Origin of the sequence: Sphaerochaeta sp. S2 (assembly GCF_016406725.1) — a bacterium.
Lineage (GTDB): Bacteria > Spirochaetota > Spirochaetia > Sphaerochaetales > Sphaerochaetaceae > Sphaerochaeta.
Window position 1 is genome coordinate 1 of the sequence record NZ_JAEKNT010000069.1, and the last position, 13,818, is coordinate 13,818.

The window sequence follows — 13,818 nt, forward strand, 5'->3', positions numbered from 1 at the left end:
CGGCAAGAGAGGCCAAGCCTCTCTATGATTTACCTCAAAAACAAGGAATGGTAATCCCCTCCTCCGTTACGGACTTCTATCTTACCGAAAAGAGCGATGCATCATTCTCAATCATCAATGAGCAAGTTGATGAGGAACCGATACTTTCCTATATTTCTGGGAAGAAAGTCACGGTCAAGAACCTTCTTGTCTGTACCTGCATGACCGGTACCACGCTCTCTGGCATCCTCCTGCTTGCAAACAGTATAGAAAGTTATAACGAAACAGAAGGATTCCAGATTCAATTGCTCTTCTCAGGTATTTGGGCAAACATGCAGAAGGCAGAGAATGAGGCTGCACTGGAGGCTAGCCAAAGGAATCTTAGGCTGATCCTTGATTCCACAGCCGAAGGTATTTTCGGTACGGATGAAAAGGGACGCTGCACCTTTTGCAATGCAAGTTGCCTTCGCTTACTTGGATACGAGGATGCACAGGAATTGCTGGGGAAAAACATGCATCAATTGATACATCACAGTACCAGGGAAGGACTGCTCATCGATGAGGAGACCTGTCCGATCAGATCCTGCCTTTCCAGCAGTGATGGAGTGTCCATGGAGAATGAGGTGTTCTGGAGAAAGGATGGCACCTGTCTCGATGTACTGTGCTATGCCTATCCACAAGTAGAGGATGGCACAATCATTGGGTCTGTTATCACCTTCCTGGACAATACTGAGAGAAAAAGAAATCAAGAGAAGATTGCATTTCTCTCTCTCCACGACCAGCTGACAGGGCTCCATAACCGTACCTATGCTGACCAGGCTATGGTAAGACTCGATACAGAGGACCAATTACCACTTTCCATCATCATAGGGGATGTGAATGGGCTGAAACTGACCAATGATATTTTTGGACACGCCATGGGAGACAAGCTCCTACAGAGTATTGCCAGAAGTCTTCGATTGTCATGTAGGACCAGTGATGTGGTGAGCAGAATTGGAGGAGACGAATTCCTGATCTTACTCCCCCATACTGATGGCAATGAAGCAGACCAGATTGCCAAGAGGATCGAGGAACATCTAGAAGAAGATGGAATACGCGCTGGAAAACGCAGCATTGCTCTTGGAAGTGCAACTAAGACCTCCACTGAGGAAACCCTCCAAGGAACATTTGACCGGGCAGAGGATCAGATGTATCGCAGAAAAACACTTCGCAGGGCTGAAACCCACAAAAAACAACTCCAGGATCTCAGTGAGATGCTCTACGAGAAAGCTCCCGGAGAACGTCTACACGCTGTAAAAGTACAACGACATGCTGCTCGTATAGCTTCCCTCTTGCATCTCAATGATGAAGAAGCAAGCAAACTTCAGCGTGCAGGGCTTTATCATGATATCGGGAAAGTAGTACTGGAACCAGAGATCATCACCTCAAAAAACCGGTCTACGCTGGTCCAAGAGCGTTACCGAGAACATGTCAGTGCAGGCTATCGTATTCTCAATATGTTTGAGGAGACAGTAGATTTGGCCCCGATGATCCTCCATCACCATGAGTGGTGGGATGGCAGTGGCTACATGAAGGGATTACGCGGCACGGAAATTCCCTATTTTTCCAGGCTTTTACGATTGGCGGAAGTCTGGGAGCGGGAACATCTGGATCAAGCAACAAATGAACAGATTGAGAAAACTCTCACAAAGCTCGCTGGAATCGAGGTCGATCCACACCTTGTTGAGCGAATACTCAGCGCCTTATAGCAGCAAAACCACCAGATCTTGGAGTGGTTCTGTACCAGAGATGAAGATCAATATCCCACTCTTTTCCCCCATCATACACCCGTATCCTCCCAGATCCTGCATCCAGGGAAACAATGGTAACCCAGTGCCAGGAGTCAAGGTTCAGAACTTCCCCGTGGTGGAGATTAAGGAATGCCACTGGTTGGTCACGCAATAAGCTCTCCTGAATGAATTCCAAAACCATCGAAAAAGGAGGCCTCATCTCTTTAGCTTTGGGGAGTGACAGACTCACCACTTCCCCATCAATGAGTTGCTCAGGTAGTGCAGAAATAAGCCCCTTGGTAAATTGACTGACCAAATGCACTCCCATCAAGGTTGGGGTCACATGATTCCATAGCTGTTGCATCAAGGTTACCATCTGCCTCTGGTCTGCAACTGCAGATACTCCTTGTTTTTTCCCAAGGTTGTACAACACGAGATGGCTTGCAGTGGTAGGCCCACATCCTGCCCGTCTCTGCCAAGACTGTGGAAACCACTCCTGGTCAGCTCCATAATATACTGTTTCATCCGTACGAATATGCAGATATTCTGGATGCTTCAGAGACAGCAAAGATGCCTTCACAACGATTCCTCCTACCTGACAGTACCATATGGCCAATTAATGATTCCACCAAAATCATACACCGATGTATATCCCTGTCTGACCAGGGATTTTGATGCACTGGCACTACGAGATCCACTTCTGCAGTAGATAAGCAGTGTTTGGTCCCTGTCAGGAAGCAGGGAGAGATCTCCCGCTTCGATCGACTGCAAGGGTACATTGATGGCACCTTGGACATGTCCTTCAGCATACTCACCTGGGGTACGAACATCAACAATGAGCATATCCTGCTTCTCCTGCATCATGGAGAAGGCAGTTTCAGCAGAAATCTTTTCATATGTGCCACTCTCTGGCTGTCTTGTTTTCCAAATTACTCCACCTACCAAGGCAAGGAGGATAAGGACTATAATTAATATCTTACTCATTTACTAGGTTCTCCTATATCCAAGATGGCGAAAACGAATCGAAGCGTCAAGACAAAGCAAGAGCCGGAAGGAATATTCCCTCCGGCCCCATTTGTTGGTCTCTGAGATTACTCTTCTGAGATTTCCTCTTCCAGAAGCTCGTCAAGATAGGAGAGCAATACCTCTGCCTTGATCAGATCCGCTTCAGCACTGGCCTTATCCAGTTCAAACTGTCGTTCCAGATCCTCTGCCTGTTGCTTATAAGCATCCTTGAGATTCTTCACTGGATAGGAGGCGAGGACATAGACCGTCCCATCAGGAGCATTGTAATACTCTTCAATGGATACACCACGCAAGGCGATACTCACTGTCTGTACACTGAGGTTCTGCAGCACTTCCAGCATCTGCTTGGTCCTCAAGACCTCCCCAGACTCCTCAACGAAAGTAACCAGTGCATTATCCACGCTGGTGGATGCCCATCGGCCGATCGCATCGCGTGCAGCCGACTCGGCTCGCATCTTACTGAGTTGGGCAGTTGATTGCTTTGCCGACCCCACCTCATAGTGCAATGAACGGGAACTCTTGGGAGGGTGCGTTGTCCAGTACGGTGATCCATCTGGATTGCTTTTTGGGGTAATCGCACACGAGGTTACAAGCAGAATGCACACAAGACTCACCAACATGATTCGTTTCATAGCAATGTTCCTTATTCCAGACTGGCGGCAAGACTCCAGTAGGTATCTGTTTCCTTGTCATAGTAACGTGCTATGATGGTAAACCCCTTGAGCAAGCCACGCTGAGCCTGGTAGAGCGAGCGCTCCATCAGCTCGTTCTTTGTGGTCACGTTCTCGACTGAATACGCATGTTCTGTTTTCAAATCGAGAAGATTCTGAGCAGCGGCAAAATCTGCCGCCTCCAATGAATTGTTGAGGAAGTAATGCCGTTTAGCAGACCCAACACCAAAGCGATACCCATCCAACTTGGGGTAGAGTGCAAGCCAAGTAGGCTTACCCTCCTTGTTGTACTCACTCTCGTATATACGGTCTTCCCCATCCTCCTGCTTGTTCTTCACGATCACGACAGCACCGGCTTCAGGATCGAAGTAAACTTCCAGGATCTCAAGTTGGTTGATGGTTTCGGCCATGGCTGTATCGTCAAAGAAGGCTGCTTCATCCTTTGCAAAGGACTGCAAACCCTTGTCTGAACGATAGGAAGTAACAAGCCTGCTATCCAGTGCAAGGGCCTGCTTGATATGTATGGATCTTGCCGCAGATAGGATTGCCTCACTCACCATTCTCTCTTGGGTGGAATATGGCCCAGAGAGCCCCACATACACATTGGAGGGATGTTTACTCACATCCAGACGGGAGAGAGCATCCTCCTCTACGCTGGGGACACTGGTGGTGGTGCAAGCTGAGACAAGCATCACCACCAATAAACTGATGGCCACTACATATTTGCGTACTGACAAACTCAGTTAGCTCCCTTCAACAAGTTGGCGAATGCTTCTTTCATCTTGGTGTTGGCTGCCTCAGCTGCCTCACTCTCGACAAAAGCCTCTGCAACAGCTTCTGAAGCTGGTTCAAAATTCTGCTCGATATTGGCAATGGGAATTGAGCAAAGTACCCATACCCCATTCTCGGCATCGACCCAGACTTCTTCTGTACTTACACCTGAGAGGGTTGCCTCTGCTACCTGCTGGCTGATCACTTCCATTGCATCAAGAGCCTGACGATTGTCGCCGCTACCGGCATCGTTGATGTAGGTGACCACTACTTCCTTGACCTGAGTACTGATCCAGGCTGCAATCTTGTTCTTTGCTTCAACGGTGGCACGCTTGATTGAGTTCTGCTTGTCACTCATCTTGCCGTACCCGGTCTCAAAGTGCATGTCCTGGGTGGAAACAGTTTTGTAGACCCAATCCGGCTGGGGAATACCCTCAGCGCCAATGATGACTGGACGAGCAGGTTCGACAGGCTCGGCATCCTTGGCGGTAGCACAACCGGTCATTGCAAGTGCGAGTAATGCGAGTACCAGAATCGTTAACAACTTTTTCATATCATCCTCCAACTATGTTTCATCCCCAAGCGTTTCCAGCATCAGGGTAAAGAATCCATCAACGCCAGATGAACTTGCAGCTTTCAACGCCTTTGCAAGAGCATCCTTCTCAGACATGGCCGCCTCTCTGTCTGCCTTCTCATAGGAGACATAGACCTGCTTGCTATCCTTCAATTGAACAGACAGGGTATAGCGGGCATAGGCATATGGACTGCCCTCCATCGTAATCGGCTCTACGGTATACCATACATCCAATATTGCATAAGGATCCTGTGCACCGGTCGCAAACCCCCTCGCTTGGAGGCCTTGTTCAAAGGCAGCCTTGAGCACAGGAGTGGCATTTACACTTTCAAAGACCTCTACCGCAATGGTAATCTGCTGCGCCAATGCTGACAGGGCTCGGTCAATCGGTGCCAGCACCTGTCTTTGTGGCTGCTTAAGCAACACCTGCAACTGGTTATAGAGCGCTTGTTGTTGCTTTGCCAATTCCCGTGTTTCACGAAGGAGCACATACTCTGCGAGCAGGGTGTCAGCAGTAGCTGATCGCATATTCAATTGAGCAATGGAACTACCCAACTCAGCTATTTGTTTCTGATACAGTGAGGCAGTCCGCTCTCGGTGCAATGCAACACGGGCATGGACCCTGCCTAGTTCATCAGTATAGACATTGACCACTTCAGAACCGATGATCTGCTCGGTTTCACTGGTGACACTGCCAAAATCCATCATCTCAGAAGATTCAGTAAACGTCACATTCCCCATTGTATCGGTTTCAGCGGTAGAAAGACTGCTGACTTCAGTAACTGAGCGAACCTGGGCATTGAAAACCTGTGAAAGACTGGCAAGGGCTGCATCAACAGCCTTCTGTCGTGATGATCCAGAACCAACGGCACAGAGGTAGGTATCTTCATCATAGGCCTTGTCATAAGGGTGGTCGATCCAAGAGGGGACCTTGGACGATCCCATTGATGTACAGGAAATTCCCAGCACCAAAGAGAGCAACACAGGTACTACAAGATAGTTTCTCATGTGCACTCCTACAACTTGTACTTGCTTTGCTTGATGAGCTTCTTGATTGTCTCTTCTCCAACCCACACTTTTCTATTGGTCTCGATGTCTATCAATTCCGCTGAAACATAGTAGGTTCTCACCATCTGGCCACCACTCTGGTCGAGATTGGTTCTCACCGATCCTTGCAACAGGTAATCTGCTCCAATTTCCTTTCCAAGTGCTTTGGCCGTTTCCTCGCTCGCAAAGAACTGTTGTTCCTCACGCTCCTCTCTCACTGAAGCACGGAAGCTCTGGTCAGCTACCATATCGACCTTTCCTGAATTGATGAGGGCCATCTCATACCGTTTGGATATAATCGAGGTATCGATATGTTCACTGCTACGGTTAAGGAATGTTCCTACGATGACCACTGGATTGTCACCAGGATGGGCCATCTTGTACTGCGTGATCCATGGAGAGGATAGACTGGAATCAACCAGTGCCTCTGCCACGATACGAATATCGGTGTCGTTCCAGTTCCCGCTCAAGTCAATATCGGTATCAGCACTTATGCGGCTAACTGACACGGGAGACTGACATGAGAGCAAGAGTACAGATACCAGCACTATAAAGAGGCCGTAGAGGCTTAGACGTTTCATTACAAATCTCCTTCACATTCCGCTTCGGTATACGCCACAGTGTAACAGACTCATCATCACTTGTGTAGGAATCATTGGTACGAAAAATGAGACATTCTACATTTTTTTAGCGATTCATTATTGCGCCACGCATAACCCAATGCTACATTGTGCCCATACAGAATGAGGAAGGATGTAATGAAATACCGCAAGAGTGTAGCAAACGGGTTGTTTTTCGTCCTCCTTATTATGTTCATTGTGTTAATGAGTGGATGTACGTCCTTCATGGACATGTCAGCAACCCAGTCCCTCTACAAGGGTGCCAAGTACCAGGGAGCATATGAAAGCCTCCTTCTGGAAGCTCCTTCCCTGCTCAAGAAGCAGGGACCCATCATTGTCAACTATGACCTTGGAATCCTCTCCCGCCTGGTGGGGAACTATACGGATTCCAACAACTATCTCAGTGAATCAGAGCGGCTCATCTGGGAAGCCTATACGGAGAGCGTTTCAGGCAATATTGCCTCATTCCTCGTCAATGACAACACAAAAGCTTACCAAGGTGAAGAATATGAGGACATGTATCTCAATGTATTCAAGGCCTTGAACTATATGCACCTAGGAGAAACCGAAGCTGCACTGGTAGAACTCAATCGAAGCATCGAGAAACAGACATTCCTAAGACAGAAGTATGAACAATATGAGCAGCAGATGACTGAATATGCGAGAGAGGAAGGATTGGATGCTCCGGCAGTCCAAACCTATGCAACATCCTTCTCCACCAGCGCGCTCTCAAATTATCTGAGTGCATCGGTGGCCCAGGCTCTAGGTGAGAAAAACACCCTTCACTATGCCATCGACCAGGTACGGCATGCCTTCTCCTCCCAGCCCTCCCTCTACCCGTTCCCTCTCCCCTCGGTAGTGAAACTCGAGGAAGACCCTTTCCCCCAAGACAAGGGCAGGCTCCAGCTGGTCTCCTTCAGTGGGCAATCACCCTTGAAGGAAGAACGTGTAGAGAGGGTGTATGTTTCCTCATTCAATAGGGCAAAGATTGCCTACCCCGTACTTGTTGGGGGATCCTCGCAGGTACAGGCTGTCAGGGTCTCCATCGAGGGACAGCCTATGATCCCACTCCAGCGGATTGAGTCGATCAGCAACATTGCCATCGATACCTTCAGAGCGAAAAGTGAACTGATTAAAATGAAAGCAATCACCCGCGCAATGGCCAAGGCAGTGGGAATTGCCCTCTATGACGAGTATGCAGCACAGGACAACAATGTAACTGCAGGAGAAGAGCTCCTTGGCATGATCTTCCGTATCGCTCGAGATGCAACAGAGAGTGCTGACGTACGAAGTACCCACTTCCTTCCTTCCGAGGCCTGGGTGGGCTATGTGGATCTACCTGAAGGGACCTACACCATAACCACCGAATTCCTCAATGCATCAAACCAGGTACTGCACCGCAGCCCTGGAAAAACGGTGCAAGTTCAGGCAGGGTCCTTACATGTAGCAGAAGCATTCTGTCCTCTTTAAAAAACACTCCTCCTGAGAAAAGGAAGAGTGTAACTGAACATGCAATTGAGGATATCTATAACTCCTCCTCCTCTTCACTTTCAAAGAGATCCTCTTCGTCAAAATCATCATCCTTGGGTTTTCGTGCCACCTTCTTGGGCATTGTTTTCTCATCAAGGTCCCAATCATAGCTTGTTTCAATCTCTCTGGGCCTTCTGATTGTTTCCCGTGCATGCTTTCTCATAGTCAATCGCTCCTTTCTTAACGAAAAACCAATTGAGGTACAATCCATCCCTCATCTAATACCATCATGCTAATGAGTGGAATCGTCAAGTCTGTTGAGCTCCTGAAAAGAGAAACTCCTTGATCTGGTTAAAGACCAACTCCTTCTCCCTCTCCATCAGAACCTCGTGTCGCATTCCTTCATAGACAGTATAACTGAAGCGATGATACCCGATTCGCTTCAGTGATCGTTCAGTATCAGAGAGTCCTCGCTCCCCTCCCGGGATTGGGTCATCCTCTCCTGTGATCGAAAGGATGGGAAGATCATTCTTGGTTGGGTGATAGGATGGCCAGTCATGAAGCCGTTGCAAGGCATCAAAGATGGTATAAATGGATTGCAGTTGGTATTTGAAGTTTTTCCGGTACGGATCGTGCAGTCGCTCCTTGACCACTTCAGGATCGGAACAAACCCATTTCAGGTTGGCTGAAGTGGTAAGTTTGGTAGAAATCATACCATAACCATGAGGAGTGAGGAGCAACATCAAAAGCCGTACAAATGCTTTTCCCAGTGCTATTCCCCTGACATAGCAAGGGGTACCTGTCATAATCAGGCCGGCAATCTCATGGTCATAGGAACCGAGGTAGAGCCTTGCAATCATGGATCCAAAAGAGTGACCAAGCAAGAATAGCGGCAAATCAGGATAGAGATCCTTCAGGAAACGGGTGATGATATGTTGATCTTCCACCAGAACATCAGCACTCGGCATATACCCCCTCACAAAGTGAGCATCAACTGAATCCCCATGTCCTCTCTGGTCACTCACCAGAACACAGTAGCCAGCCTCCTGAAGAAACAGAGCTACTTGCTCATAGCGACTCTTTACCTCAGCTGCACCATGGATGATCTGGACGATCCCCACGGGGGAAGCCGGTCGGTACAAGACACATGAGATGAAGAATCCATCAAATGAGGGTACAAGCGTTGGTTCCATGAAAACAGTATTATCCATGAGCAACATGAAAACAAGCGGAAAAGTGCATTACGCAGTGGTTTGGGATGAGCTGTCCACCAATTCCAGGATGTAGTTGTACAGACTTTGGGGGACAGGGTGAGAAAGCATAAACCGCATCATTACCACTGGGAGGATCCTGTCTCATGGCTTGCCAGCAGCCGCTCATTCTGCACACTTGTCATGATAGTAAGTGCTCTACGTTCTGTACGATGGGGATATCTGCTTCAGCCCAATCAATCTGCCATAACTCATGTTTCTTAAGCCAACGGCTTGCCTGATGTTCATGCAACTGAATGGAACCTTCTTGTATCTTTCCCAAATAGGCGTGCATGATGATAAAAATGCCTGGATATTGGTGCTCTACTCTCATCAGGTAGCTTTCTATTTCAATCGTGACCCCAAGCTCTTCCTGGATCTCTCTCACGAGTGCTTCCCGACCAGTCTCACCGATTTCCAGCTTCCCACCAGGAAACTCCCACATGCCTCCAAGTGGTCCCTTTTCTTTCCGCTGGGCAGCGAATACCCGGTTATCATTGATCAACACGAGTGCGGCTACTTCAATCTGTTTCATGGGATTATCCTAGCAGTAGAGTGAGTTCTTGCCTAGGAAAAAATGTACTTTCAGTAGAGGCTGTTCACCCATTGTGCGAATTTTCTCTTACAAATTTGCAAAAAATGTTCAATTGCATTGACTTCTCGATTGACATTCGGCCTTGGGCATGCTAGCCTGCAGTTGCTTTGATTTTTTGCGTTGCAGCTAGTCCCTTACCCTCTCTATGTTCGTGTTCTTCATTTGAATTCCATCAGCAGACAGGTTAAACGTTCGAAACTGCGCCAAAATGAGCAAATACTTTTTTGAGACAGGCTAAAGGCCTGTAAAGGATGCTTTGAATGGCAAAGAAAATTTATGTTGGTAACATGAGTTACAACACCAGCGAAGAGGAACTTCGTGACCTGTTCGCACAGTACGGCACTGTATTGAGTGCAAACATCATCATTGACCGTGAAACCCGTCGCCCCAAGGGCTTTGGTTTCGTAGAGATGGAAGACGATTCTGCTGCAGTTGCTGCTATCAGCCAGCTTGACGGTCAGGATTTCGGCGGCCGCAACCTTCGTGTAAACGAGGCTATTGCAAAGCCACGCCCGAGCTACAACCGTTACTAAGCTATTGCTTTGTAATAATCAGGAACCCTTCGGGGTTCCTTTTTTTTGTTTTCATGTAAGTAATTATGAAATATTTCTTCAAAAATTCAAAATTCTTGCTTAAAAACCTTGATTCTATCAATAGAAACATTTATGCTCCTATTCCAAGGAGTCACCTATGGAACCAGGACGATTCGGCCCCTATGGAGGCAAGTACATTCCAGAGACCCTGATGAGTGCTATTCAGGAGCTTGAAACTGCGTATGACTCACTCAAGGATGATGCAACCTTCCAATGTGAGCTTAAGGCCCTCTACCAGAACTATGCTTCCAGGCCAAGCCTCTTGACCTATGCGGAGAATATGACAAAGGACCTCGCCGGGGCCAAGGTCTATCTCAAGCGCGAAGACCTCAACCATACAGGCTCCCATAAGATCAATAATGTTCTTGGACAGTGCCTGCTCGCCAAGCACATGGGGAAAACACGGGTGATCGCGGAGACCGGAGCTGGCCAACATGGTGTTGCCACAGCCACGGTAGCTGCACTGATGGGACTTGAGTGTGAGATTTTCATGGGAGAGGTAGATTGCCAGAGGCAAGCACTCAACGTCTACCGGATGCGCCTGCTCGGTGCCACGGTTCACCCCGTACAAAGTGGTACCAAAACACTCAAAGACGCAGTGAATGAGACCATGAGGGAGTGGACAAGGAGAATAGATGATACTCACTATGTCCTGGGCTCGGTCATGGGACCACACCCCTTCCCCACTATGGTGAGGGACTTCCAGAAAATCATCGGACAGGAAGTGAGGACCCAGATACTTGCAGCTGAAGGCAAATTGCCTGACTACATTATTGCCTGTGTAGGAGGAGGATCGAATGCAATCGGTATCTTCCATGACTTCATCGAAGAACCTTCTGTGCATCTAATTGGTTGTGAAGCAGCCGGAAAGGGCATCGATACCAATGAACATGCAGCAACGCTTAGCAAGGGCAGCGAAGGAGTGTTTCATGGGATGAAGAGTATCTTCTGCCAGAATGAGGATGGACAAATAGATGAAGTCTACTCCATCAGTGCAGGACTCGATTATCCAGGTATCGGCCCAGAGCATGCTCAGCTGCATGCAACCAAACGAGCAACATACGTACCGATCACCGATGCTGAGGCAGTTGATGCTTTCACCTATCTCAGTCGAAAAGAGGGGATTATCTGCGCCATTGAAAGTGCCCACGCACTCGCCTACGCCATGAAGCTCGCTCCTACCCTGAATGAGGATGCAATCATCGTGGTCAATCTCTCCGGAAGGGGAGACAAGGATGTGGCAGCGATTGCCCGCTACCAAGGAGAAACACTCTATGAATGACCGAATCCAGCATGCATTCTCAGGAGGCACCGCATTCATCCCCTTCGTGACCTGTGCCGATCCAGACATATCACTGACTGAAGAGTTGGTACTCGCCATGGCAGATGCAGGAGCTGACCTCGTTGAACTGGGCCTTCCCTTCTCTGATCCCATTGCGGAAGGACCTGTAATCCAACGGGCTGATGAACGAGCCCTTGCATCAGGGTTCAAGATCCACAATCTTTTCACCCTGACTGAACGACTGAGAAAACACACCCAGATCCCCTTGGTCTGCATGACCTACTTCAACCCGGTGTACAAGTATCAGAAGGAGCGGTTTCTTTCCAGCGCAAAGCAGGCAGGCCTCGACGGTCTGATTATTCCAGACCTTCCCTATGAGGAACAGGGTGAGATCAAGGATTCTTGCAAAGCGGAGGGTATCAAGTTGATCAGCATGATCGTCCCAACCAGCAGGCAACGGGTAATCACGGTCTCCAAGCATAGTGAGGGATTTCTCTACTGTGTAAGCTCATTGGGTGTTACCGGTATGAGAACCAATCTGAGTGACAGTGCCAAGGAGATGGTGGAAATTGCAAAAGCAAACAGCGACACTCCCTGTGCAGTTGGATTTGGCATCCATACACCGGAACAAGGACGTCATATCGCGACATTTGCTGACGGCATTATCGTAGGTTCTGCGATTATGAATATCATTGCTGAAAAAGGAAGAGGCAGTGTAGAGGCGGTATCAGGGTACGTGAGGGAGATGAAGAGGGCCATCACGGTGTGATATCTTTTTTTTACCCAAATAGTTTCTTTATACAGAAACACAAGGAGCATACATGCAGTACTATCCAACAAAGGAAGCAGCGTTGGCCTATCAGGATGAAGGGGGATATCTTCCTCTTACCCTCGAAATGCTTTGTGACCAGCATACCCCCATCACCGTGCTTTCCCGATTAAAGGCAGAAAGTTCCCACAGTTTCTTACTTGAAAGCGTCGATGACAGACAGAGATGGGGACGGTACTCCTTTCTCGGATACGACCCCTTGCTGGCCCTTTCGACCCAAGACCATATAACCACTGTTCAACACCGAAATGGGAGCAAAGAGACATCAGAAGGACACCCTGAGAAGGTAATCAGAGGCGTCCTGGAAGCCTATAAGAGCATTCCCATTGAAAAGCTGCCCCCATTCACAGGAGGCCTTGTAGGATACTTCAGCTATGACTACATCAAATACCAAGAACCCCATCTACTCATCGACTATAGGAAGGATGATGCTTTCAAGGACCTCGATCTCATGTTCTTCGACCAGGTGATCTGTTTCGATCACTATCGCCAGGTGTTGATCCTTATCGTTACCTATCAGGCTAAGGATGGTGCGAGAGGATATGAGGAAGCACAGCAGCGTTTGCTTGCAATGCACAGGATCCTGCAAAATGAGTTACCTCTTAAGCGATTTCCAGGTATCATGAAAGAACCACTAAGACCACTCTTCAACAAAGAGACTTACTGCTCCATGGTGGAGAAGGCAAAAGGCTATATCAAGGAAGGAGACATCTTCCAGGTGGTGCTTTCCAATCGTTGGGAAGCAGCATTCGAGGGAAGTCTGATGGATACCTACCGAGTCTTGAGAACCATCAACCCTTCCCCGTATATGTTCTACTTTTCCGGTAGCGAGATTGAAATCGCCGGGGCATCACCAGAGACCTTGGTCAATCTCAAGGATGGCATACTGCATACCTTTCCCTTGGCGGGCACCCGAAGACGGGGAGAAACAGAGGAAGAGGACTTAGCAAATGAAAAGGACCTTCTTAGCGATGAGAAGGAGCTTGCAGAGCATAATATGCTGGTTGACCTTGGTCGTAATGATCTTGGAAAGATAAGTAAGTTCGGCAGTGTTGAAGTTGAATCCTATCTCCAAATCCAACGCTACAGCCATGTAATGCATATCGGATCAACGGTGAAGGGATCCATACGGGAAGACATGGATGCACTTTCAGCCATTGCCTCCGTACTCCCTGCTGGGACACTGAGTGGGGCTCCCAAGCTCCGCGCCTGCCAGATCATCGAAGAACTGGAGCATACCCAGCGTGGTATCTATGGAGGTGCTGTCGGTTACATCGGCAGCAACCAGAACATGGATACCTGTATTGCCATTCGCTTGGCCTACAGAAAAGGAAACAGGGTG

Annotated in this window: 16 protein-coding genes; 6 read left to right on the forward strand and 10 right to left on the reverse strand. The window is 48.4% G+C overall.

Annotation, left to right across the window (positions count from 1 at the left end; genetic code table 11):
- Window positions 1-1,727 (forward strand): diguanylate cyclase (locus tag JF818_RS01725; RefSeq protein WP_198890270.1); only part of this gene is annotated, 1,727 nt, incomplete at its 5' end.
- On the opposite strand, the gene JF818_RS01730 is transcribed toward JF818_RS01725, so the two are convergent.
- The 7 genes from JF818_RS01730 to JF818_RS01760 all read right to left on the reverse strand — a co-directional run bounded on the left by JF818_RS01730 (window position 1,714) and on the right by JF818_RS01760 (window position 6,418).
- Window positions 1,714-2,328: a hypothetical protein gene (locus JF818_RS01730; RefSeq protein WP_198890271.1), complete on the reverse strand. Its 615-nt coding sequence runs from the start codon at window positions 2,326-2,328 to the stop codon at window positions 1,714-1,716. The genes JF818_RS01725 and JF818_RS01730 overlap by 14 nt on opposite strands.
- 11 nt (window positions 2,329-2,339) lie before the next feature.
- The gene (locus JF818_RS01735) at window positions 2,340-2,732 is read right to left on the reverse strand and encodes a rhodanese-like domain-containing protein (protein ID WP_198890272.1); all 393 of its coding nucleotides are present in this window, start codon (window positions 2,730-2,732) and stop codon (window positions 2,340-2,342) included.
- 107 nt (window positions 2,733-2,839) lie between these two features.
- A complete protein-coding gene (locus tag JF818_RS01740; RefSeq protein ID WP_198890273.1) occupies window positions 2,840-3,406 on the reverse strand; it encodes a hypothetical protein in 567 nt (188 codons plus the stop codon).
- Between the two features lie 11 nt (window positions 3,407-3,417).
- The gene (locus tag JF818_RS01745; protein WP_233065421.1) at window positions 3,418-4,182 is read right to left on the reverse strand and encodes a hypothetical protein; all 765 of its coding nucleotides are present in this window, start codon (window positions 4,180-4,182) and stop codon (window positions 3,418-3,420) included.
- A 2-nt stretch (window positions 4,183-4,184) separates the two neighbouring features.
- A complete protein-coding gene (locus JF818_RS01750; RefSeq protein ID WP_198890274.1) occupies window positions 4,185-4,769 on the reverse strand; it encodes a hypothetical protein in 585 nt (194 codons plus the stop codon).
- Window positions 4,770-4,781: 12 nt separating this feature from the next.
- The gene (locus JF818_RS01755; RefSeq protein ID WP_198890275.1) at window positions 4,782-5,798 is read right to left on the reverse strand and encodes an LPP20 family lipoprotein; all 1,017 of its coding nucleotides are present in this window, start codon (window positions 5,796-5,798) and stop codon (window positions 4,782-4,784) included.
- 8 nt (window positions 5,799-5,806) lie between these two features.
- Window positions 5,807-6,418: a penicillin-binding protein activator LpoB gene (locus JF818_RS01760; RefSeq protein WP_198890276.1), complete on the reverse strand. Its 612-nt coding sequence runs from the start codon at window positions 6,416-6,418 to the stop codon at window positions 5,807-5,809.
- Window positions 6,419-6,595: 177 nt separating this feature from the next.
- On the opposite strand from JF818_RS01760, the gene JF818_RS01765 reads away from it, so the two are divergent.
- Window positions 6,596-7,927, forward strand: a complete 1,332-nt coding sequence (locus JF818_RS01765) for a hypothetical protein (RefSeq protein WP_198890277.1) — start codon at window positions 6,596-6,598, stop codon at window positions 7,925-7,927.
- A gap of 55 nt (window positions 7,928-7,982) precedes the next feature.
- On the opposite strand, the gene JF818_RS01770 is transcribed toward JF818_RS01765, so the two are convergent.
- From JF818_RS01770 to JF818_RS01780, 3 genes are all read right to left on the reverse strand, one after another.
- A complete protein-coding gene (locus JF818_RS01770) occupies window positions 7,983-8,150 on the reverse strand; it encodes a hypothetical protein (RefSeq protein ID WP_198890278.1) in 168 nt (55 codons plus the stop codon).
- A gap of 85 nt (window positions 8,151-8,235) precedes the next feature.
- A complete protein-coding gene (locus tag JF818_RS01775) occupies window positions 8,236-9,120 on the reverse strand; it encodes an alpha/beta fold hydrolase (protein ID WP_198890279.1) in 885 nt (294 codons plus the stop codon).
- A gap of 199 nt (window positions 9,121-9,319) precedes the next feature.
- Complete coding sequence (locus tag JF818_RS01780; protein WP_198890280.1) at window positions 9,320-9,712, reverse strand: (deoxy)nucleoside triphosphate pyrophosphohydrolase; 393 nt, start codon at window positions 9,710-9,712, stop codon at window positions 9,320-9,322.
- A 320-nt stretch (window positions 9,713-10,032) separates the two neighbouring features.
- Between JF818_RS01780 and JF818_RS01785 the strand changes: the two genes are divergently transcribed.
- The 4 genes from JF818_RS01785 to JF818_RS01800 all read left to right on the forward strand — a co-directional run.
- The gene (locus tag JF818_RS01785) at window positions 10,033-10,305 is read left to right on the forward strand and encodes an RNA-binding protein (RefSeq protein ID WP_117330168.1); all 273 of its coding nucleotides are present in this window, start codon (window positions 10,033-10,035) and stop codon (window positions 10,303-10,305) included.
- Between the two features lie 157 nt (window positions 10,306-10,462).
- Window positions 10,463-11,647: a tryptophan synthase subunit beta gene (trpB, locus tag JF818_RS01790; protein WP_198890281.1), complete on the forward strand. Its 1,185-nt coding sequence runs from the start codon at window positions 10,463-10,465 to the stop codon at window positions 11,645-11,647.
- A complete protein-coding gene (trpA, locus tag JF818_RS01795; protein WP_198890282.1) occupies window positions 11,640-12,416 on the forward strand; it encodes a tryptophan synthase subunit alpha in 777 nt (258 codons plus the stop codon). The genes trpB and trpA overlap by 8 nt, the downstream gene beginning before the upstream one ends.
- A 52-nt stretch (window positions 12,417-12,468) precedes the next feature.
- Window positions 12,469-13,818: anthranilate synthase component I family protein (locus JF818_RS01800; RefSeq protein WP_198890283.1), on the forward strand; the 1,350-nt coding region annotated here is incomplete at its 3' end.

Excerpts from the sequence above, each read along its gene's own strand:
- JF818_RS01735 (WP_198890272.1), bottom strand. The coding sequence starts at position 2,732 with ATGAGTAAGATATTAATTATAGTCCTTATCCTCCTTGCCTTGGTAGGT.
- JF818_RS01740 (WP_198890273.1), bottom strand. The coding sequence starts at position 3,406 with ATGAAACGAATCATGTTGGTGAGTCTTGTGTGCATTCTGCTTGTAACC.
- JF818_RS01750 (WP_198890274.1), bottom strand. The coding sequence starts at position 4,769 with ATGAAAAAGTTGTTAACGATTCTGGTACTCGCATTACTCGCACTTGCA.
- JF818_RS01755 (WP_198890275.1), bottom strand. The coding sequence starts at position 5,798 with ATGAGAAACTATCTTGTAGTACCTGTGTTGCTCTCTTTGGTGCTGGGA.
- JF818_RS01760 (WP_198890276.1), bottom strand. The coding sequence starts at position 6,418 with ATGAAACGTCTAAGCCTCTACGGCCTCTTTATAGTGCTGGTATCTGTA.
- JF818_RS01765 (WP_198890277.1), top strand. The coding sequence starts at position 6,596 with ATGAAATACCGCAAGAGTGTAGCAAACGGGTTGTTTTTCGTCCTCCTT.
- JF818_RS01770 (WP_198890278.1), bottom strand. The coding sequence starts at position 8,150 with ATGAGAAAGCATGCACGGGAAACAATCAGAAGGCCCAGAGAGATTGAA.
- JF818_RS01775 (WP_198890279.1), bottom strand. The coding sequence starts at position 9,120 with ATGGAACCAACGCTTGTACCCTCATTTGATGGATTCTTCATCTCATGT.
- JF818_RS01780 (WP_198890280.1), bottom strand. The coding sequence starts at position 9,712 with ATGAAACAGATTGAAGTAGCCGCACTCGTGTTGATCAATGATAACCGG.
- JF818_RS01785 (WP_117330168.1), top strand. The coding sequence starts at position 10,033 with ATGGCAAAGAAAATTTATGTTGGTAACATGAGTTACAACACCAGCGAA.
- trpB (WP_198890281.1), top strand. The coding sequence starts at position 10,463 with ATGGAACCAGGACGATTCGGCCCCTATGGAGGCAAGTACATTCCAGAG.
- trpA (WP_198890282.1), top strand. The coding sequence starts at position 11,640 with ATGAATGACCGAATCCAGCATGCATTCTCAGGAGGCACCGCATTCATC.